This is a genomic window from Achromobacter insuavis (assembly GCF_902859645.1).
In the GTDB taxonomy this organism is placed as follows: Bacteria; Pseudomonadota; Gammaproteobacteria; order Burkholderiales; family Burkholderiaceae_B; genus Achromobacter; species Achromobacter insuavis.
This window is the reverse complement of the sequence record NZ_CADIJR010000035.1, coordinates 1-20,123: the sequence shown is the minus strand read 5'-3', so window position 1 is coordinate 20,123 and position 20,123 is coordinate 1. Positions and strand designations below refer to the sequence as shown.

At 65.9% G+C, this 20,123-nt stretch carries 19 protein-coding genes; 6 read left to right on the top strand and 13 right to left on the bottom strand.

Features of this window, described 5'->3' with window-relative positions; translation table 11 throughout:
* Positions 1 to 7 precede the first annotated feature (7 nt).
* Positions 8 to 457, top strand: coding sequence for a lysozyme inhibitor LprI family protein (locus H0523_RS17885; RefSeq protein ID WP_231689850.1), 450 nt, complete (start codon positions 8 to 10; stop codon positions 455 to 457).
* Positions 458 to 1,016: 559 nt separating this feature from the next.
* Here H0523_RS17885 and H0523_RS17880 read toward each other — a convergent pair.
* The 7 genes from H0523_RS17880 to proC form a co-directional block, all read right to left on the bottom strand.
* Positions 1,017 to 1,718: an ABC transporter ATP-binding protein gene (locus tag H0523_RS17880; RefSeq protein WP_049073552.1), complete on the bottom strand. Its 702-nt coding sequence runs from the start codon at positions 1,716 to 1,718 to the stop codon at positions 1,017 to 1,019.
* On the bottom strand, positions 1,719 to 2,486 hold the full coding sequence (gene livG / locus H0523_RS17875; protein ID WP_054431449.1) for a high-affinity branched-chain amino acid ABC transporter ATP-binding protein LivG: 768 nt from the start codon (positions 2,484 to 2,486) through the stop codon (positions 1,719 to 1,721). It abuts the gene before it with no gap.
* On the bottom strand, positions 2,483 to 3,718 hold the full coding sequence (locus H0523_RS17870) for a high-affinity branched-chain amino acid ABC transporter permease LivM (protein WP_054431448.1): 1,236 nt from the start codon (positions 3,716 to 3,718) through the stop codon (positions 2,483 to 2,485). Before H0523_RS17870 ends, livG begins: the two co-directional genes overlap by 4 nt.
* Complete coding sequence (livH, locus tag H0523_RS17865) at positions 3,718 to 4,644, bottom strand: high-affinity branched-chain amino acid ABC transporter permease LivH (protein ID WP_054431447.1); 927 nt, start codon at positions 4,642 to 4,644, stop codon at positions 3,718 to 3,720. Before livH ends, H0523_RS17870 begins: the two co-directional genes overlap by 1 nt.
* A 191-nt stretch (positions 4,645 to 4,835) precedes the next feature.
* Positions 4,836 to 5,951 (bottom strand): branched-chain amino acid ABC transporter substrate-binding protein, encoded by a 1,116-nt coding sequence (locus H0523_RS17860; protein WP_025140820.1) that lies wholly within the window; start codon positions 5,949 to 5,951, stop codon positions 4,836 to 4,838.
* A 394-nt stretch (positions 5,952 to 6,345) separates the two neighbouring features.
* Positions 6,346 to 6,870 carry a queuosine precursor transporter gene (locus H0523_RS17855; RefSeq protein WP_035361466.1) on the bottom strand — a complete coding sequence of 175 codons (525 nt, stop codon included), beginning with the start codon at positions 6,868 to 6,870 and terminating at the stop codon, positions 6,346 to 6,348.
* Positions 6,871 to 6,896: 26 nt separating this feature from the next.
* Positions 6,897 to 7,730, bottom strand: a complete 834-nt coding sequence (proC, locus tag H0523_RS17850; protein ID WP_054431446.1) for a pyrroline-5-carboxylate reductase — start codon at positions 7,728 to 7,730, stop codon at positions 6,897 to 6,899.
* A gap of 194 nt (positions 7,731 to 7,924) precedes the next feature.
* On the opposite strand from proC, the gene ugpB reads away from it, so the two are divergent.
* The 4 genes from ugpB to H0523_RS17830 all read left to right on the top strand — a co-directional run bounded on the left by ugpB (position 7,925) and on the right by H0523_RS17830 (position 12,361).
* Positions 7,925 to 9,238 carry a sn-glycerol-3-phosphate ABC transporter substrate-binding protein UgpB gene (gene ugpB, locus H0523_RS17845; protein ID WP_054431445.1) on the top strand — a complete coding sequence of 438 codons (1,314 nt, stop codon included), beginning with the start codon at positions 7,925 to 7,927 and terminating at the stop codon, positions 9,236 to 9,238.
* A 236-nt stretch (positions 9,239 to 9,474) separates the two neighbouring features.
* On the top strand, positions 9,475 to 10,356 hold the full coding sequence (gene ugpA, locus H0523_RS17840; protein ID WP_054431444.1) for a sn-glycerol-3-phosphate ABC transporter permease UgpA: 882 nt from the start codon (positions 9,475 to 9,477) through the stop codon (positions 10,354 to 10,356).
* 18 nt (positions 10,357 to 10,374) lie between these two features.
* Positions 10,375 to 11,226, top strand: coding sequence for a sn-glycerol-3-phosphate ABC transporter permease UgpE (gene ugpE, locus H0523_RS17835; RefSeq protein WP_006386445.1), 852 nt, complete (start codon positions 10,375 to 10,377; stop codon positions 11,224 to 11,226).
* A gap of 46 nt (positions 11,227 to 11,272) precedes the next feature.
* On the top strand, positions 11,273 to 12,361 hold the full coding sequence (locus H0523_RS17830) for a sn-glycerol-3-phosphate import ATP-binding protein UgpC (RefSeq protein ID WP_054431443.1): 1,089 nt from the start codon (positions 11,273 to 11,275) through the stop codon (positions 12,359 to 12,361).
* 92 nt (positions 12,362 to 12,453) lie between these two features.
* Here H0523_RS17830 and H0523_RS17825 read toward each other — a convergent pair whose 3' ends face one another.
* From H0523_RS17825 to H0523_RS17805, 5 genes are all read right to left on the bottom strand, one after another.
* Positions 12,454 to 13,353, bottom strand: a complete 900-nt coding sequence (locus H0523_RS17825) for a MipA/OmpV family protein (protein ID WP_231690588.1) — start codon at positions 13,351 to 13,353, stop codon at positions 12,454 to 12,456.
* 65 nt (positions 13,354 to 13,418) lie between these two features.
* Positions 13,419 to 14,522, bottom strand: a complete 1,104-nt coding sequence (locus tag H0523_RS17820; RefSeq protein WP_054431441.1) for a serine hydrolase domain-containing protein — start codon at positions 14,520 to 14,522, stop codon at positions 13,419 to 13,421.
* A 160-nt stretch (positions 14,523 to 14,682) separates the two neighbouring features.
* The gene (locus tag H0523_RS17815; protein ID WP_054431440.1) at positions 14,683 to 15,975 is read right to left on the bottom strand and encodes an ATP-binding protein; all 1,293 of its coding nucleotides are present in this window, start codon (positions 15,973 to 15,975) and stop codon (positions 14,683 to 14,685) included.
* Positions 15,968 to 16,669, bottom strand: coding sequence for a response regulator (locus H0523_RS17810; RefSeq protein WP_054431439.1), 702 nt, complete (start codon positions 16,667 to 16,669; stop codon positions 15,968 to 15,970). The genes H0523_RS17815 and H0523_RS17810 overlap by 8 nt, the downstream gene beginning before the upstream one ends.
* A gap of 213 nt (positions 16,670 to 16,882) precedes the next feature.
* Complete coding sequence (locus tag H0523_RS17805; RefSeq protein ID WP_054431438.1) at positions 16,883 to 18,010, bottom strand: branched-chain amino acid ABC transporter substrate-binding protein; 1,128 nt, start codon at positions 18,008 to 18,010, stop codon at positions 16,883 to 16,885.
* Between the two features lie 269 nt (positions 18,011 to 18,279).
* On the opposite strand from H0523_RS17805, the gene H0523_RS17800 reads away from it, so the two are divergent.
* A complete protein-coding gene (locus H0523_RS17800) occupies positions 18,280 to 18,885 on the top strand; it encodes an RBBP9/YdeN family alpha/beta hydrolase (RefSeq protein WP_054431464.1) in 606 nt (201 codons plus the stop codon).
* A gap of 9 nt (positions 18,886 to 18,894) precedes the next feature.
* Here the strand turns inward: H0523_RS17800 and H0523_RS17795 are convergent, their stop codons facing one another.
* Complete coding sequence (locus H0523_RS17795) at positions 18,895 to 20,073, bottom strand: pectate lyase family protein (protein WP_287814365.1); 1,179 nt, start codon at positions 20,071 to 20,073, stop codon at positions 18,895 to 18,897.
* Positions 20,074 to 20,123: the final 50 nt, after the last annotated feature.

The window sequence follows — 20,123 nt, the reverse complement described above, 5'->3', positions numbered from 1 at the left end:
CAAGGACGTGCGCAACCCCGTTCCCGCGGCAATGCCGACCGCCATCATGAAAGGCCCGCGCCGGCAAAGCGCTCAAGGCAAACATGCGATCCTGCATGCGGCAATCTGCGCCGTCCTCGCCAGCGCTCCGTTCCTGCCAGTCAAAGCCGCCCACGCCGCCGGCTTCGACTGCAAGGCCGCGAAAACCCATGTCGAACATCTGATCTGCGCCGACCCGTCGCTGTCCAGGCTGGACGATCAGGTGAAGGATCTCTACGACAAGATCCAGTCCGAAACCGCTGGCCGTGACGGTGAAACCGGCGAATGGCGCGATCCCGTGGCAAAAGAACAGACGCAATGGCGCACCACCGTGCGCGACCGTTGCCCCGACGCCGCCTGCCTGAAATCCGCCTACGAGGCCCGAATCGCCGCCATGAAAAAGAACTGGGCAGAGGCCCTCGGCCCCGCGGACAAGTAATACGCGAGCCCTACAGGGCGGTCGAGTTGCTATGAAAAAGCTCGGCCCCCCCGATCCCAATGCCAGAAATCAAAGGCCTCTAACCCGATTTCATGTCTGGCACAGTGCGACCGCCCCTCTCTCTCCCCCCCCAGGCGGGTCCCCCCTCCCCCAGCGCGCAGCGCCATCCTCCCGACGCACCCCCACCGCGTATGCCAAGATTGGCCGCCCGCGCGGCCAATCTTTGCGGGCCCCGCAAAACCCGCCCCTTACCCCACGCTCCAGCAGCGCGACAAGCCTCGCAATCCGCAGCCCGAGGCGGGTGGCGGGTGGGCGCGGCGGGCCGTCGATGCGCCCGAGGGAATCTGAAGGAACAGCCGCAGGCTGTGACGAAGATGACGAAGGGGCAGTCCGGAGCGAACGCTCCGGACCGCAATCGTTGGCCCGTCGCGCCCCCCCCCCCCCCCCCTCGGGCGACCCACGAAGCCCCCCCCCCCGCCTCGATCAAGACGAAAAAAAAGGGCGCCCTTCGCAGTAGCGCCCAAATTTCCCTTCGCGGGGAATAAAACCTTCAAGCGGATCACCCGCCCAGATAAGCCTTCCGCACCTGATCATTGACCAGCAGATTCGCCCCCGTATCCTGGAGCACCACCCGCCCGTTCTCCAGCACATACCCGCGATCCGCCACCTGCAGCGCCTTGTTGGCGTTCTGCTCGACCAGGAACACCGTCACGCCCTGCTCGCGGATCTCGCGGATGATGTCGAAGATCTGTGCGATCACCAGCGGCGCCAGCCCCAGCGTCGGCTCGTCCAGCAGCAGCAGGCGCGGCCGCGTCATCAAGGCCCGCCCGATCGCCAGCATCTGCTGCTCGCCGCCCGACATCAGCCCGGCGCGCTGGCTGGCCCGTTCCTTCAGGCGCGGGAACAAGCCATAGACGTGGTCGATGCCCGCCTGGATCTCCTCGCGCTTGGAGAAAAAGCCGCCCATCATCAGGTTCTCGGCCACCGTCAGGTCCTTGAACACGCGCCGCCCTTCCGGCGAAATGGCGATGCCATTGCGCATGATGTGGTGCGTGTCCTTGTTGGTGATGTCCTCGCCCTCGAAGGTGATCTTGCCTTCCTTGGCGCGCGGATTGCCGCAGACCGTCATCAGCAGCGTGGTCTTGCCGGCGCCGTTGGCGCCGATCAGGGTCACGATCTCGCCCTTGTTGACGTCCACCGACACGCCGTTGAGCGCCTGGATGGCGCCGTAGAACGTGTGAATGTTTTCCAGCTTCAGCATTTATTCCTCCCCCAGGTACGCCTTGATGACGCGCTCGTCGTTGCGCACCTGCTCGGGGGTGCCGGTAGTGATGGGCTTGCCGTGCTCCATGACCAGGATGCGGTCGGAAATGCCCATGATCAGGCTCATGTCGTGCTCGATCAGCAGCACCGCCACGCCGAACTCGCGGCGCAGCTGGTCGATGAGCGACTGCAGATCGCGCTTTTCCTGCGGGTTCAGGCCGGCGGCCGGCTCGTCCAGCATCAAGAGGCGCGGCTTGGTGATCATGCAGCGCGCGATTTCCAGGCGACGCTGGTGGCCGTAGGCCAGGTTGCCCGCCTCGCGGTTGGCATACTCGCGCAGGCCCATGAAATCCAGCCACTGCGCCGCGCGCGACAGCGCGTCGGCTTCCGACTGGCGATAGGACTTGGTCTTGAGCAGGCCCGGCAACAGGCGCGACTCCACCTGCGTGTGCTGCGCCACCAGCAGGTTCTCCAGCACCGTCAGCTGCTTGAACAGCCGCACGTTCTGGAACGTGCGCACCAGCCCGTGACGCGCCACCTTGTGGCTCGGCAGGCCGGTGATGGACTTGCCGTCCATCACGATGTCGCCCGCGGTCGGCGCGTAGAAACCGCCCACGCAGTTGAACACGGTGGTCTTGCCGGCGCCGTTGGGGCCGATGATGGCGAACACCTCGTCGGGTTTGACTTCGAACGCCACGCTATCGACGGCCAGCAGGCCGCCGAAGCGCATGGTCAGTCCGGATACTTTCAGCAATGCCTCGCTCATTTAGCCAGCTCCACGTGGGGACGCTTCATGGGCAACAACCCCTGCGGACGCCACATCATCATCAATACCATCACCAGACCGAACATCAGCATCCGGTACTCGGCGAACTCGCGCGCCAGCTCGGGCAGCACCGTCAGCAGGATGGCGGCGAGGATCACGCCCACCTGCGACCCCATGCCGCCCAGCACCACGATCGCCAGGATCAGCGCAGACTCGATGAAGGTGAAGGATTCGGGGTTGACCATGCCCTGGCGCGCCGCGAAGAACGCGCCGCCGAAACCGGCGAAGGTCGCGCCCAGCGTGAACGCCGACAGCTTGATGCGGGTCGGGTTCAGGCCCAGCGAACGGCAGGCGATCTCGTCCTCGCGCAGCGCCTCCCAGGCGCGGCCGACCGGCATGCGGATCAGGCGCGTCGAGACGAACAGCGTCACCAGCGCCAGCAGCAGCGCCATCATGTACAGATAGATCACCATGTGCTGGTTCTGGAACGTCAGGCCGAAGAAGTCATGGAACGTGGTGCCCCCTTCCGTGCTGGCGCGACGCGTCATCTCCAGGCCGAACACCGACGGCTTGGGAATGCCCGAGATACCGTCCGGACCGCCCGTGAGCGTGTTCAGGTTGATCAGCAACAGGCGGATCATTTCGCCGAAGCCCAGCGTCACGATGGCCAGGTAGTCGCCGCGCAGGCGCAGCACCGGGAAGCCCAGGATGAAGCCGAACAGCGCGGCCATCGCGCCCGAGAACGGCAGCGCCTCCCAGAAGCTCCAGCCGCCCCAGTGGTACAGCAAGGCGTAGGTATAGGCGCCGACGGCGTAGAAGCCGACGAAGCCCAGGTCCAGCAGCCCGGCGAAACCGACCACGATGTTCAGGCCCAGGCCCAGCATCACGTAGATCAGCACCAGCGTGGCGATGTCGACCGAGCTGCGGCCGGCGAAGAACGGCCAGGTCACGGCCACCGCCAGGATCAGGAACATCAGCAGCTTGTTGCTCTTGGCCGGGGCCGAGGGCAAGGTCGGCAGATTGGTCTTGAGCTTCTGGAACGGCTTGGCGATCCAGGGCCGCAGCAGCTGGAACACGAACACGACCGCGGCGGCCAGGGCCACCAGCGACCAGTGCGACTCCATCGACGTGCGGGCGCCCTGACGGATCAGTTGCAGGCCGAAGACGGGGGTGACGATGACGGCGGTCAGCACCGCCGCCATCGTGGCGTTTTTGAGATTGTTGTTCGACATCAGACTTTTTCCACCTCAGGTTTGCCCAACAGCCCGGTGGGACGGAACAGCAGGATCAGGACCAGCAGCGAGAACGCCACGATGTCCTTGTACTGCGACGAGATATAGGCTGCCGCGAACGTTTCGGCCAGGCCCAGCAACACGCCGCCCAGCATGGCGCCGGGGATGCTGCCGATGCCGCCCAGCACCGCCGCCGTGAAGGCCTTGATGCCGGCCAGGAAGCCGATGAAGGGATTGAGCTTGCCGATGGTGATGGCGATCAGCACGCCGCCCACCGCCGCCAGGATCGCGCCCATCACGAACGTGAAGGAGATCACGCGGTTGGTGTCGATGCCCAGCAGGTTGGCCATGTGCATGTCCTGCGAGCAGGCGCGCGAGGCGCGGCCCATGCGGGAGTACTTGATGAACAGCGTCAGGCCGACCATCAGCGCCACGGTCACCAGGATGATCATGATGCGCGAATACGGCACCGTCACATCGAAGTCGGATCCCATGTGGAACTGCACCGCGCCGGACACCAGCGATGGCACCGCCATGTCGCGCGCGCCCTGGCCCAGGGCGACCCAGTTCTGCAGGAAGATCGACATGCCGATGGCCGAGATCAGCGCCACCAGGCGGGGGCTGCCCCGCACCGGGCGGTACGCGACCCGCTCGACGCTGAAACCGTAGATGCCGGTGACGACGATGGCCACCAACAGCATGGCGGCGATGATGAACGGGACCGGCAGGCCGCTACCGGTGCCGATGGCCGTGAGGGTGACCAGGCCGACATAGGCGCCGATCATGTAGATTTCGCCGTGAGCGAAGTTGATCATACCGATGATGCCGTAGACCATTGTGTAGCCGATGGCAATCAACGCGTAGATCGCGCCCAGAGACAATCCGTTGAAGAATTGCTGGGTAAGTTGGGGTATGAGGTCAGACATTATTTCTCTGTGCTCCAAATAGTTCCGGCTCCGGTAGAGAGACCCGGAGCCGGAAACCTGGGCGTATTTTAAGGGCCTGTGATCATCGCGTGCCGGCCGCACAGCGCTTTTGGCGCATCGCTACGCGGATTACGACACAACGACGACGACAGGCCCTCACGCCGGCACCACGCCGGCGGAATCGCGGGAGTTTACAGCTGGGTCTTCTTGCCGTTCTTGTCCCATTTGTAAACGGCGAACTCGAAGTTCTTCAGATCGCCCTTGGCGTCGTACTCGACCTTGCCGATGCCGGTGTTGAAGGTGGTCTTGTGCATGTAGTCGGCGACCTTGGCGGGATCCTCGCCCACGGCGGTGATGCTGTCGGCCAGGATCTGCACCGCGGCGTAGGCCGGCATCTGGAAGGCGCCGTCCGGATCGCGCTTGGCGTCCTTGAAGGCCTTGACGATGCTTTCGTTGCCCGGCAGCTTGGTGAAGTCGGCGGGCAGCGTGACCAGCAGGCCCTCGATGGCCGGGCCGGCGATCGCCACCAGATCCTGGTTGGCGGTGCCTTCCGGACCCATGAACTGGACCTTCAGGCCCTGTTCACGCGACTGGCGCAGCAGCAGGCCGAGTTCGGGGTGGTAGCCGCCGAAGTAGACCAGGTCGACGCCGGCCGACTTGAGCTTGGTGATGATGGCCGAGTAATCGCTGTCGCCGACGTTGATGCCTTCGAACAGCGCCACGTTCACGCCTTCCTTGGTCAGGGTGTCCTTGACCTGGGTGGCCACGCCCGAGCCGTAGGTCTGCTTGTCGTGCAGCACGGCGACCTTCTTGGGCTTGAGGGTGTTGGCGATGTAGCGGGCGGCGTACGGACCTTGCTGGTCGTCGCGGCCGATGGTGCGGAAGAAGTAATGCGGCTTGATCGTGTCGGTGACCAGCGGCGACGTCGCGCCCGGGGTGATGCCGACGATGCCTTCCTGTTCGTAGACGTTCACGGCGGCCACGGTCACACCCGAGCACGCATGGGCCACGGCGAACTTGGCGCCGGAGTTGACCACGCGGTTGGCGGCCGGCACGGCCTGCTTCGGTTCGCAGCCGTCGTCGATGAGGATCGGTTCGAGCTTCTTGCCCTTCACGCCGCCCTTGGCGTTGATGGTCTCGATGGCAGTCAGCGCGCCAGCCTGGATCTGGTCGCCGTACTGGGTGTTGGGGCCCGTCATGGGCTGCGGGATGCCGATCTTGATCGTATCGGCGGCGTGCACGGAACCTGCCAGGGCAAGCGCCCCGAATGCCATAGCTACCGGGGTAAGGCGATGCAGAAACTTCATGCGGAGTTCTCCAGCGAGGTTTTGAGCGGCTCTGTTCGATCCGGTCTGTCGGGTGGATACCCCGCAACCCGTATCGCGCGTCGCCGGCTTCTTGGGCAAAAACACGGTGTGGCCGGTATTCTGGAAGCAAGCAGACATACTGTCACTGCGTGTAATCCCCAATATTTCAGGAGAAACCTTTAATCGTGACGGATCGGTGCGACAAGTATGTGAAAACGCAGGAAAAATCCGCGCGGCGCCTTGGATTTCCCATGGCGCCGCGATGCATTCGATGGCAGGTGATTTATATGAATAATCATTAATACGCCGTTTGACTTCGCATTTTCATACAGTACTTACGCGAGTCTTACGAATAATGATTATCCCGTTAATAATAATCACCGATTTTCGAAAATCAGACGCTGGCAGGTTTGGCCAGATTCCACATCAGCGCGCGGAACGGCGCCAGCATGCTGATGTTGACCACCAGCTTGATCGCCAGGTCGCCCATCATCCAGGTCACCCAGGGCGTGCCGGTGGCGGCGAAGGCCACGCTGAAGAACACCGCGGTGTCGAGGATCGCGCCCAGCACCCCTGACACCAGCGGCGCGCGCCACCAGCGCTGGTCGCGCAGGCGGTCGAACACCTGGATGTCGACCAGCTGCGCGCAGATATAGGCCAGGCCCGAGGCCAGCGCGATGCGCGGCGACGCCACCCACACCGACACCGCCAGCGCCGCGGCGAAACCGAACCACACCACCCGGCGCGCGGCCGCGGGGCCGAACCGGCGATTGAGCACGTCGGTCACCAGGAACGCCACCGGATACGACAGGCCGCCCCAGGTCAGCCAATCGTTCAGCGGCACCTGCACCAGGATGTTCGAGCCCACCACCACCAGCAGCATGCACAGCACGGCGATGCCGAACTGCGCCCGGCTCATGGGGGCAAAGCGCGCGGCGGCCTGGCTCACTTGCCGAACTCCTCGGCCAGCTCGCGCGAACGCTGCGCGGCCGCGGCCATGGCGTCCTCGACGATGCCGGCAAAGCCGGCGGCATTGAACGCGGCCAGCGCCGCGGCGGTGGTGCCGCCCTTGGAGGTGACGCGCTCGCGCAGCACCGACGGCGGCTCGGACGATTCGGCCGCCAGCTTGGTGGCGCCCGCAAAAGTGCCCAGCGCCAGCTGGCGCGCCTGCTCGGCCGTCAGGCCGACCTTCTGGCCGCCGGCGATCAGGGCTTCCAGGAACAGGAAGACGTAGGCCGGGCCGCTGCCCGACAGCGCGGTCACGGCGTCCAGCGCCGCGTCGTCGGCCACCCAGACCACGTCGCCGACGCTGGCCAGCATGCTGGCGGCCAGGTCACGGTCGGCCTGCCCCACCCCGTCGAGCGCCGCCAGGCCGGTGATGCCGGCGCCGACCAGCGCCGGGGTATTGGGCATGCAGCGCACCAGGCGGCGCCACGGCGCCTCGGGCGTGCCGAGCCAGCCGGCCAGCGTATCGGCGCGGATGCCGGCCGCCACGCTTACCACCAATGTGTCGTCGCGCAACCACTGACGCGTGGAAGCCACAACGTCTTTCATGTTCTGTGGCTTGACTGCGAACACCCACACGCGGCAGCGCGCCAGGGCCTCGTCCGGAGCGGTCGCGGTGGTCATGCCGCGGGCCTGCCAGGCGGCGTGCGAATCCTGGTTAATGTCAATGACATGAATGCTGCCGGCGGGGCATACTTTGCCCGCAAGGCCGGAGGCCAGGGCAGCGGCCATATTGCCGCCGCCGATGAACGCAATCGAAAGTTCGTTTTTCATAGGAAGCGATTGTAAACCGGCCGGCTCCAGCGGGAAAAAAAAGAAAATGTTCGTTCGCGCCTAAAACGCGCAATTTGACAGGCGTTTTAAGTGATGTGAAAGTCACGGTTTTGTCACAAACAATTCATAAGGTGACGTGTTTTCCGCGCCCGGACAATCCCGGTCGCGACACGCCCAACTGGAGGAAACCTCTCATGCGATCCCACCGAATTGCCCTCACCTTTGCCGCCGTCATGGCGGCCTTCGCCGGCGCTTCCGCGCACGCGGCCACCGAAATCACGTTCTGGCACTCGATGGAAGGCGCGCTGGGCGACCGCGTGAACGGCCTCGTCGACGAGTTCAACAAGAAGAACCCCGACTACCAGGTCAAGGCCGTCTACAAGGGCAATTATGGCGAATCCATGAACGCCGGCATCGCCGCGTTCCGCGCCGGCAACGCCCCGGACATCCTCCAGGTGTTCGAAGTCGGCACCGCCACCATGATGTACGCCAAGGGCGCCATCAAGCCGGTGCAGCAGATGTCGGAAGAAGTCGGCAACCCGATCGATCCGAAGGAATTCATCGGCGCCGTGGCCGGCTACTATTCGTCGGCCGACGGCAAGCTGGTGTCGATGCCCTTCAACAGCTCGACCGTGGTGTTCTACTACAACAAGGACGCCTTCAAGAAGGCCGGCCTGGACGCCGACAAGCCGCCCAAGACCTGGGAAGAACTGGCCGCCGCCGGCCAGAAGCTGAAGGCCGCGGGCCAGGAATGCGGCTACACCACGTCGTGGCCGTCGTGGGTCCAGCTGGAAACGTTCTCGGCCTGGCACAACGTGCCGTACGCCACCAAGGACAACGGCTTCGGCGGCCTGGACGCCCGCATCGCCATCAACACCCCGCTGCACGTGCGCCACCTGGAAAACCTGGCCAAGCTGGGCAAGGAAGGCATCTTCATGTACGGCGGCCGCGGCGACGAGCCGAACTCGCTGTTCATCAGCGGCAAGTGCGCCATGATCACCGGTTCGTCGGGCCTGCGCGCCAACATCGCCAAGAACGCCAAGTTCGAATTCGGCACCTCGACCGTGCCCTACTACGCCGACGTGCAGGGCGCGCCGCAGAACACCATCATCGGTGGCGCCTCGCTGTGGGTCTTCGCCAACAAGAAGCCGGAAACCTACAAGGGCGTGACCGCGTTCTTCAAGTTCCTGGCCAGCCCGGAAATCGCCGCCCGCTGGCACCAGCAGACCGGCTACGTGCCCGTCACCAAGGCCGCCTACGAGCTGACCAAGAAAGACGGCTTCTACGACAAGAACCCCGGCACCGAAGTCGGCGTCAAGCAGCTGAACGTCGAAACCACCGCGCAATCGCGTGGCCTGCGCCTGGGCTTCCTGCCGCAGATCCGTGAAATCGAGGACGCCGAAATCGAACGCATCGTGGCCGGCAAGGTCGCGGCCAAGGACGGCGCCGAGAACATCGTCAAGCGCGGCAACGAACTGCTGGAAAAGTTCGAGAAGAGTGTAAAGTAACGCCCGTTCCGGGACTCGGAACAAGCCCCCGCCACGCACGATTTCCGTTTCGTGACAGGGGCTTGCGTGATTCAAGCGAGGCTTAAAGCCCTGGTTATTTTGGGGCTTTAAGCCTATCGTGCTTATGCGTTGCCGGCGCCCTCGGGCGCCTCGAGCCAGGCCGGTGCCGCTTCCCGGCCGGCGGTTTCAAGCGGCGGTTAATCCAACCGCCGTTTTTCGTACCTTGGGTTCCCCCTATGGAAAAACGTGTTGTCTTTGGGCACAAGACCCTGCCCTATCTGCTGCTCCTGCCGCAGATCGTCATTACCGTGGTCTTCTTCTTCCTTCCCGCCGGCCAGGCCATGTGGCAGTCGATGCGGTTGGAAGATGCCTTCGGCCTGTCCTCCGAGTTCGTCGGTTTCGACAACTTCATGGAGCTGTTCTCGCAACAGGCCTACCTCGATTCCTTCCGTGTCACGGCGGTGTTCTCGATCCTGGTCGCCGTGGTCGGCCTGGGCGTCTCGCTGCTGCTGGCCGTCATGGCCGACCGCGTGATCCGCGGCGCCGGGCTCTACAAGACCCTGCTGATCTGGCCCTACGCCGTCGCGCCCGCCGTGGTCGGCGTGCTGTGGCTGTTCCTGTTCTCGCCCTCGGTCGGCATCCTGGCCGTGGCCCTGCGCCAGGCCGGCGTCGACTGGAACCCGCGCCTGGACGGCAACCAGGCCATGATCCTGGTGCTGATCGCCGCCGTCTGGAAGCAGGTCTCGTACAACTTCCTGTTCTTCCTGGCCGGCCTGCAGTCGATTCCGCGCTCGCTCATCGAAGCCGCCGCGATCGACGGCGCCAGCCCGTCGCGCCGCTTCTGGAGCATCGTGTTCCCGCTGCTGTCGCCCACCACCTTCTTCCTGCTGGTGGTCAACATCATCTACGCCTTCTTCGACACCTTCGCGGTGGTGGACACCACCACGCAGGGCGGCCCGGGCACGTCGACCTCGATCCTGGTCTACAAGGTGTACAGCGACGGCTTCCGTGGCCTGGACCTCGGCTCGTCCGCGGCCCAGTCGGTGGTGCTGATGTTCATTGTGATTGCCTTGACGGTCGTGCAGTTCCGCTACGTCGACCGCAAAGTGCAGTATTGATTTTCGAGGCAGATAACAATGGTTGAACGCCGTCCCTGGCTGGATATTCTGGCCCACGTCATCCTGCTGTGCGGGGTGGCGATGGTGGCCTTTCCGCTCTACGTCACTTTCGTCGCGTCGACCCAGACCGCGCAGGAAGTGGCCTCCGCGCCGATGTCGCTGATCCCCGGTCCGCACTTCGTCGACAACTACATGCAGGCGCTGTTCGGCGGCTCTTCCGGCGGCTCCTCGGGCGCGCCGGTGGGCCGCATGATGTACGTCAGCCTGATCATGGCGCTGGCGATTTCGATCGGCAAGATCGCGATCTCGCTGCTGTCGGCCTTCGCGGTGGTGTATTTCCGCTTCCCCGGCCGCATGTTCTTTTTCTGGATGATCTTCGTCACGCTGATGCTGCCGGTCGAAGTGCGGATCGCGCCCACCTACAAGGTGGTGGCCGACCTCGGCCTGCTCAACAGCTACGCCGGCCTGACGCTGCCGCTGATCGCCTCGGCCACGGCCACCTTCCTGTTCCGCCAGTTCTTCCTGACGGTGCCGGACGAACTGATCGAGGCCGCCCGCATCGACGGCGCCGGCCCGGTGCGCTTCTTCCGCGACGTGCTGCTGCCGCTGTCCAAGACCAGCATCGCCGCGCTGTTCGTGATCCAGTTCATCTACGGCTGGAACCAATACCTGTGGCCGCTGCTGGTGACCACGCAGGAAGACATGTACCCCGTCGTCATCGGCATCAAGCGGATGATCAGCGGCGGCGACAGCGTGACCGAATGGAACATCACCATGGCCACCGCCATGCTGGCGATGATCCCGCCGGCGCTGGTCGTCATCCTGATGCAGAAATGGTTCGTCAAGGGCTTGGTCGACACTGAAAAGTGACCCTCCCCTATCGCCTACCCGACAACGACTCCGATACGAATAACTCATGGCTACTCTCAGCTTTCGCAACGTAAAGAAAACCTACGCCGGCAACGTGCCGGTCATCCATGGCATCGACATGGATGTGAAGGACGGTGAATTCATCGTCATCGTCGGCCCCTCGGGCTGCGGCAAGTCCACGCTGATGCGCATGGTCGCCGGCCTGGAAACCGTGACCAGCGGCGAGATCGTGATCGACGACAAGGTCGTCAACAATCTCGAGCCGGCCGAACGCGACATCGCGATGGTGTTCCAGAACTACGCGCTCTACCCGCACATGACCGTGTTCGAGAACATGGCGTACGGCCTGAAGATCCGCAAGTTCTCCAAAGACGAGATCAAGAAGCGCGTCGACGCCGCCGCGCAGATCCTGGAACTGAGCCACCTGCTGGACCGCCGCCCGCGCGCCTTGTCGGGCGGCCAGCGCCAGCGCGTGGCCATGGGCCGCGCCATCGTGCGCGAACCCAAGGTGTTCCTGTTCGACGAACCGCTGTCGAACCTGGACGCCAAGCTGCGCGTGGCGATGCGCCTGGAGATCATGAAGCTGCACCGCCGCCTGGGCACCACCAGCCTGTACGTGACGCACGACCAGGTCGAGGCCATGACGCTGGCGCACCGCATGATCGTCATGTACCAGGGCGTGCCCGAGCAGATCGGCACGCCGATGGAAGTGTTCGAGAAGCCCGCTTCGACCTTCGTGGCCGGCTTCATCGGCTCGCCGCCGATGAACCTGATGGAAGTCAACGTCGCCGGCGACGGCACGGTGCAGACCGCCGACGGCCTGGCGCTGGAGATCTCGCCGCTGCAGGTGCCGTCGCAGGTGCGCGGCCGCAAGGTCATCATGGGCATGCGCCCCGAGCACATGCTGCTGAACACGCAGGGCGTGCCGGCCGAAGTCGAGATGGTCGAAACGCTGGGCTCCGAACAGCTGGTCCACTGCCGCTGCGGCAAGACCACCCTGGTCGTGCGCTGCACCACCCGCCAGTTGTCCGAGTCCTCGGCCAAGGTCGGCGACCGCGTCAACGTCGGCCCCGACGGCCGCCACCCGCTACACTGGTTCGAGGCCGACACCGGCCGCCGCGTGCAGGGCCTGTAATACCCCCCCGCGGGCGGCGTCGGCGGCCGCATGGCCCGCCGAACCGCCCCAGCCGCCCGCCCCGCCCGGGGCGGGCGTTTACCGCCACACACTCAGTACGTGTAGGTGATCATCGTGCCGATCGAGTATTGGTTGCGATCCTTCACGATCGGGCTGTCGGCCGCGTCGCCATACAGGCGGCGCGCCTCGGCCGCGACCGACCACGACCATTCCTTGCTCAACGGCAGCGCCCAGGTCGCGCCCAGGCCGATGCTTTCCAGGCCGCCCTTGGGGTTGTAGCGGCGGTAGCCCGAGTTGGCCGACTGGCGATCGCTCACGCCGTACCAAGTGCGCATGTAGTTGCCGTCGCCGAAGTTGCTGCTCAGCGCCAGCGAGATCGCGCCCGCCGAACCTTCGTACACCGTGGTGCTGGCGCCCAGGTTGAACAGCGTGTAGGCGCTGCCCACGTCCCGGTCGTCGCCCTTCTTGAATGCGTGCGCCACCGTGGCCGACAGCGTCACCGGGCCTAGCTGCGTCTCGGCATCCATGCCGATCTGCGCGCGGCTCTTGATGTCGCCCATGCCGCGCAGCTTGTTCGAGCCCTCGAATCCCTTCTTGTGGTCCTTGCGCGAGGCGCTGGGCGCGACGTAGAAGCGGAAAGTGCTGCTGAGCGCCTGCGTCTCCCAGCCCAGGCCGTGGGCCGTGTCCAGGAAGAAGCCGCCCGGGCTGCGGATGCCCAGGCCGAAGATCGGCAGGGCCGAGCTCTCGTCGCTGCCGCTGTAGCGCGGCGCGTAGCCGACGCCCAGCGTGCCGTAGAACTTCCACTCCTCGGCCGGCTTCTCGGCGCCGGTGGCGACCTCGATGCCGCGCGAGCTGGCGCCGCGAGAACCGTAGACCGAATTGTCGGCGACCTGCTGGCCGCCCGCGGCGAACGACAACACCGGCAGGCTGGCCAGCAAACACGCCGCGCCGGCGCGGCGCTGCATCAGGGACAAAGAGAGATTTCGCTTCATAAAAACATCCGGGAAACGAGGTTGAGGGGAAAACTGGGCCACGCCGCGGCTGCCGCGGCGCATGCCTACTCTTGCGCCACGCCCTTGGCCTGGCGCATCAGGTTCATGGCGAGGGTCGAGACCGAGGCCACCAGCGGCTCGGCGCTGTCGGCATTGCTCATCACCAGCACCGCCAGCTTCTCGCGCGGCGCCAGCAGCCAGCGGGCATGGAAGGCTTCGGTCGCGCCACTGTGGTCGCGCAGCGCGTCGCCGGCGATGTAGTCGGCATCGCAGGGCGCCGCCAGCCACGACAGCGCCAGGCGGCACTCCAGGTCCATGCCGTTGGCCACCGTCTCCAGGTTGAGCAGCGTGAGCGCGGATTCGTCGTTGAGGATGCGGCGCCCCTGGTAGGTGCCGCCGCCGAACAGCATGCTGGAGAAACGCGCCATCTCGGCGGAACTGGCCCACAGGCCTTCCGCGGCCTCGTTCGGCTGCGGCTGTTCGACCCACGGGATGCCGCGGCGGTAGCCGGCCGCGCGCAGTTCACGCGCGTCGTCGCCGGCGGCCGCCAGCCGGAAGCCGGCGCGCGAGATGTTCAGCGGCTGCAGCAGCGTGCGGCGCACGTAGGCGTCGAAGGGCTCGTCGGCGGCGTGCGCCACCATGTCGCCGAGCATGGCGTAGCCCATGTCGGCGCGGGCCCGGCCCATGGTGTCTCCCAGCGTGTCGGGACGCAATGCCAGCAGGCGGCGGACGGTGAAGGGATAGGTGCCCATCCAGTGCATGGCGGCGCGGCGCGGCTCCAGCGCCGATTGCGGCAGCGCCTGGGCGGCGGGGATGTCCAGCGACAGGCGGCCGTCGTCGGCGGCGCGCAGCACGCCCGCGGCGGTCACGACCTTGGAGATGGCGCCTACCCGGTAGAGCGTGTCGCCGGTGGCGTTGCGATGGCGCGCCGAATCGGCATAGCCGAAGCCGCTGCTCCAGACCGTGCGCTGGTCATCGACGATGGCGATCGACAGGCCCGGCACCCGCTGCGCGTCCAGGTCATAGGCAATGCGCTGCTTCAGGTACGCCACTACCGCCGGATAGTCGCCGCGGGCGATGGTCGGCGGCGCGGCCGGGGCCCCGCCCTGGCAACCGCCGGCGGCGATCAGGAGCATGGCGACGGCGACCAGGCGGGCGAGCGAAAACATGACGAACAGGCAACCCTCTTTTGAGAACTGCCGTCATGCTAGACAGGGACGCGTCCCCGATCTTTCCCGCTTTGTATGGAGTTTGTGAAGATTGGAAGGACAGATTGTTAAGTTTGTTAAAGGCGGGCCGGATCGATGCGGCGCGCCCCTGTCCCCGGCCTCAGGCCGCCTTCCAGCTGATGATGAAACGGGCCCCGCCCAAGGGGCTGTCGGTGGCCTCGGCGGTGCCGTTGTGCCAGCGCGCCACGCGGCTGACGATGGCCAGCCCCAGCCCGGTGCCGCCGGTGCCGCGGTCGCGGCTCTCGTCCAGGCGGATGAAGGGCTCGAAAATGCGTTCGCGGTCGGCCTGCGGGATGCCCGGGCCGTCGTCGTCGACCATCAGCACATACTCGCGCGGCGCGGGCGACACCAGGCTGACCTGGACCCGGCCGCCGGCGTAGCGGATGGCGTTCTGCAGCAGGTTCAGCAGCGCCCGCGTCATGTAGCGCTGGTGCAGGTGGACCTCGCGCACCTGGCACAGCACCACCTCGCAGCGCACGCCGGACTGGTCGGCCTCGAAGCCCGCGTGCTGCACCACCGAATCGAGCCAGCTGCGGGCGTCCTGCGGCTGCAGCGCGACGCCATCGCCCTTGTGCTCCAGGCGCGCGTACATCAGCAGCTCGGACGCCATGCTGTCGAGCTCGGCGACGTCGCTCTTCATGTCGTCGATCAGGCGCTTGCGCTCGGCCGGCTCGTCGGCGCGGCCGATCATGTCGAGCTCGAACGACAGGCGCGCGATCGGCGTGCGCAGCTCGTGCGAAACGGCGTTGGTCAGCTCGCGCTGGTTGCCGATCAGCGCCGCGATGCGCTCGGACATCAGGTTGAAGGTATCGCCCAGGTTGCCGATGCTGGAATGCCGCGACAGCCGCGCGCGGGCCTCCAGGTCGCCCTGCCCCATGCGCAGGGCGGCGGTCTTGAGGGCTTCCAGGTCGCGCCAGATCGGCAGCGCCCACACCAGCATGAAGGCGCACAGCAGCAGGCCCAGCGCCGAATAGACCGCCGCCACCACCCACGGGCCGAACGACGGCTCGGGCGGCAGCTTGACCTCCAGCCACTGGTGGTCGGGGCCGGGAATCGCGGCCACGAAGGTCTGCATCTTGTCGCGGATGAAGAAGTCGCCGCGGGCGACGATGCGCCGTTCGCTGTCGCTGGCGTTGTAGTCCGACGCATTGAAGACGCGCAGGCCCAGGCCATAGTAGGGCTTGAGCTGCTTTTCGATGTAAGCCGCGCGCGCGCCCGGCTCGACCTTCGACAGTTCCAGCACCAGGGAATGGATCTGCCCGCGCACCGACTCGCGGGTATAGGCGTCGCTGACCGGCTCGAACAGGTAGTTGGCGGAACGGTCCACGACTTCGTTGGAAATCACGAAGCCGACCGCCAGCACCACGAAGAGCCGCAGGACGAATTTAATCATCGCTGCCCTCGTGCGCCTTGGGCGAGAACAGATAGCCCTTGCCCCACACGGTCTTGATGCGCGCCGGATCGCGCGGGTCGTCGTCCAGCTTGCGGCGCAGCTTGCTGACGCAGACGTCGACGCTGCGGTCGAGCCCGTTGAACTCGATGCCGCGCACCGCGTTGAGCAGGTCGTCGCGCGTCAGCACCTGGCCGGCCTGGCTGGCCAGCGCCCACAGCATCTCGAATTCCATCGTGGTCAGGTCGACCTCGACGCCGCCGTGGATCACCGCCCGGGTGCGCCGGTCGATGACCAGCGGCCCGAACTCCAGGCGCTCCGGCGGCTCCTCGAGCTGGCTGTGACGGCGCAGCAGCGCCCGGATGCGGGCCAGCAGCACGCGCGGCTCGACCGGCTTGATGACGTAATCGTCCGCGCCCGATTCCAGGCCCAGGATCTGGTCCAGGTCGTCCTCGCGGGCGGTCAGCATCAGGATCGGCGCCGACGAGAAGGCGCGCAGGTCGCGGCAGACCTGCAGGCCGTCGCGCCCGGGCAGCATCAGGTCGAGGATGGTGATGGCCGGGTCGTGGCGGCGGAACGCCTCCACCGCATGGTCGCCGCGGTAGGCCTGGGCGACCTGGAACCCGTGTTGCTCCAGGAACTGCGCGATCAGGCGCGACAGCTTCGGATCGTCTTCGACTAGCAAGGCCTTGGTCATGGGGTGTCCGGACAGAAAAAGAGAGAGCGATTTCGCCGCATTCTACGCAAAACCGCGCGAGCGGCGTTCGACCCCGCCGGCGACGGCTCGGTTCCCGGCGGGCGGCGCCCACGAAAAAGCCGGGCGGGAAGACATCGCTTCCGGCCCGGCCGAGGGGTCTGGCGGATGGCGCATCCGGGCGGCTGGAAAGCCGCCCGGATGCGCGCCAAGTCCTTATTTATAAACGGACTTCGAGCCGTCCTTGTGCCACACGAAGACGTCGAACTGGAAGTTCGTCAGGTCGCCCTGCTTGTTCCAGGCCACCTTGCCGATGGGGGTGTCGAACGTGTTGGCGTGCAGGTACTTGGCGACCTTGGTCGGGTCTTCGCTGCCGGCGCCCTTGATGCCGTCGGCGATGACCTGGGTGGCGGTGTAGGCCGTCATCTGGAACGCGCCGCTGGCGTTGCGCTTCTTGGCGGCGAAGGCCTTGACGATCTCGGCGTTGGCGGCGTTCTGGGTGAAGTCGGCCGGCAGCGTCAGCAGCATGCCTTCGACGGCGTCGCCGGCGATGGCGTTGATGTCCGGGTTGCCCGTGCCTTCCGGACCCATCCACTTGGCCTTCACGCCCTGCTCGGCCGCCTGGCGCAGCAGCAGGCCCATTTCGGGGTGGTAGCCGCCGTAGTAGACGAAGTCCACGCCCTGGCTCTTGAGCTTGGTGATGACGGCCGAGTAGTCGCTGTCGCCGGCGTTGATGCCTTCGAAGATGGCGACGGGCACGCCGCCCTTTTCGAGGTCGTTCTTGACGGCGGTGGCGATGCCCTGGCCATACGACTGCTTGTCATGCAGCACGGCGGCCTTCTTGGGCTTGAGCTTGTCCAGGATGAACTTGGCGGCGGCGGGACCCTGCTGGTCGTCGCGGCCGATGGTGCGGAAGATGAACTCGTAGTTCTTGCCGTCGGTCAGGGCCGGCGACGTGGCCGAGGGCGTGACCATGACCACGCCTTCGTTGTTGTAGATGTCGGCGGCGGCGATGGTGGCGCCCGAGCAGACGTGGCCCACGACGAAACCGATCTTGCTGTTGACCACGCGGTTGGCGGCGACCGGACCCTGCTTGGGTTCGCAGCCGTCGTCGATGACCACGGTTTCCAGCTTCTTGCCGTTGATGCCGCCGGCGGCGTTGATGCGTTCCACCGCGGTGTCGACGCCTTCACGGACCATGTCGCCGTACTGGGTGACCGCGCCGGTGGTGGGGCCCACCACGCCGATCTTGATGGTCTGCGCGTGCGCGCCGGCGCTGAACGCCAACCCCGCGGCGACGCCCAGGGCCGCGATGATCGGGGTCAGACGAAATGCTTGCTTCATGAGTGGACTCCCTTAATGGCTTGTAATCGTTGGTTTTTGAACCGGGCGGACAGCCGGAAACGCATTGGTCACGCCCCGTTACGTTGCATTAGCACGGCAAGCATACACTGAAAAATAGCGGCTTTTGCAGGGGTTCCGGCCCGTCTTGGGCGGGGTTTCGATATTGCGGTGCCGCATCAGGGGCGCCACCGCCCTTATGCCCGCCACCGTATATGCAAAAGCGGATTTATTCGTTTGCGTTACTAAGGCGGCGCGGCATCATGGCCGCCATGAGACTCCAACCGATCATCGTCCCCGGATGGAAAGACTCCGGACCCGAACACTGGCAATCGCGCTGGGCGGCCTTGTTGCCGCACGCGGTGCGGGTGCAGCAGCGCGACTGGCAGAACCCGGTGAGCGCGGAATGGATATCCACCCTGGCCGGCCTGGTCGACCAGGCCCGCAGCCCGGTGCTGCTGGTCGCCCACAGCCTGGGCTGCCTGATCAGCGCGGCGCTGCCGGTGCCGCTGCGCGCCAAGGTCGCCGGCGCCCTGCTGGTGGCGCCGGCCGACGTCGAGCGTCCCGATGCGCCGGACTGTCTGCGCGGCTTCGCGCCGATCCCGCGCCAATCGCTGCCGTTCCAGAGCGTGGTGGTGGCCAGCGACAACGACCCCTACTGTCGGCTGGAGCGCGCCCGCGCCTTTGCCGAGAACTGGGGCAGCCGCGTGGTGGTGATCCCCGGCGCCGGCCACATCAACGCCGACAGCGGCCTGGAAGACTGGCCGCAAGGCCTCAAGCTGTTCGGCGCGCTGCGCCGGCGCGCCTCGTGGCGCGTGTCGCCACCGCCCGAGCGGATCGCGCCGATTCCCGAGCGGCCGCTGTCGCACCAGGCCTGACCCGTCGTTTCAGCCGCCGCAGCCCGCGCCGGTGCGCGCTGCCGGCAGCGGCGTATCGCCGCTGGTGTTGCCCGCATGCTTGCGGATCCGGTCGGCCAATTCCGCCGAGGGTTTCTCGTACCCATAGCAATACGGCGGCGTCGGCGCGGCCTCGGGACGGTAGTCCTGCAGCACGGGCTTGGCGTCCCCCAGGTAGAGGTTGTCCTTCAGGCGCAGGAACGCCTTGAAGTCGCGCGTATAGCCGTGCACCGCCTTCAAGTCCTGGTAGGCGCCCTCGTCCGACGCCCCGTTGTCCAGCGCGCTGCGCTTGGCGGCCGTGGGGATATAACGGCAGTAGTTCACCTTCACCCCCTCCACCGTGGGAAAGAATTCCGGCTCCACGCATTGGCGCTTGGCGTCATTGTTGAAGATGTTGCCTTCCACCAGCGCCTTGGCCTCCAGGCTGAAACTCATGCCGTAGAAATCCCAGTTCTCCAGCAGGTTGTTGAACAGGTGGAACGTGCCGAATTGCCCGCGGGGATTGCGCTGCACCGTGTTGAAGAAATAATTGTGGTGCAGCGTCACGCGCGCGATGGCATCCCGTTCGTAGTTCGCGAACAGGTTCTTCGAGGTGATGTTGTTGAGCAGCATGACCTTGTTCGAATTGTGGAACTTGGTCCACGAGATCGTGACGTCGGTGGAGCCGTTCTTCACGTTCAGCAGCCGGTCGGACATGCGTGACAGGTCCATGTGGTCCACCCACACGTCGCGGCTGTCGTTGGCGATGTTCACGGCCTGCGTCAGCCGGTTCAGGCGGCCGTCGATGGTCAGGTGCGTAAGGATGACGTTCTTGCTGCCATACACGCCCAGCCCGTCGTCGATCAGGGCCACGTGCTTGCCGCGGCCGTCGATCGTGGTGTTCGACGGCACCCGCAGCTGCGAATCCAGCACGATCGTCATGTCCGAGGCGAAGCGGATCCAGGTCGGTCCCTTCTTGGCCTGCGCCAGCGCCGCGCGCAGCGTGCCCGGTCCGGCGTCCTGGTCGGAGGTGACCTCGATGAACTTGCCGCCCAGGCCGCCCGTGGCGCGGGCGCCATAGCCTTCGCGCTGCTGCAGCAGTTCGGAAACGAAGGGGCAGCGTTCGTCCGGACTGGCGCAGGACTCACTGGCGGCGGCCGCGCCGCCATACAGCATGGCCGCCACGAGCATGCCCACCCCGGGCAGCCAGGCCGGCGCGCCCGGCAGCCCGCGCCCGGCCG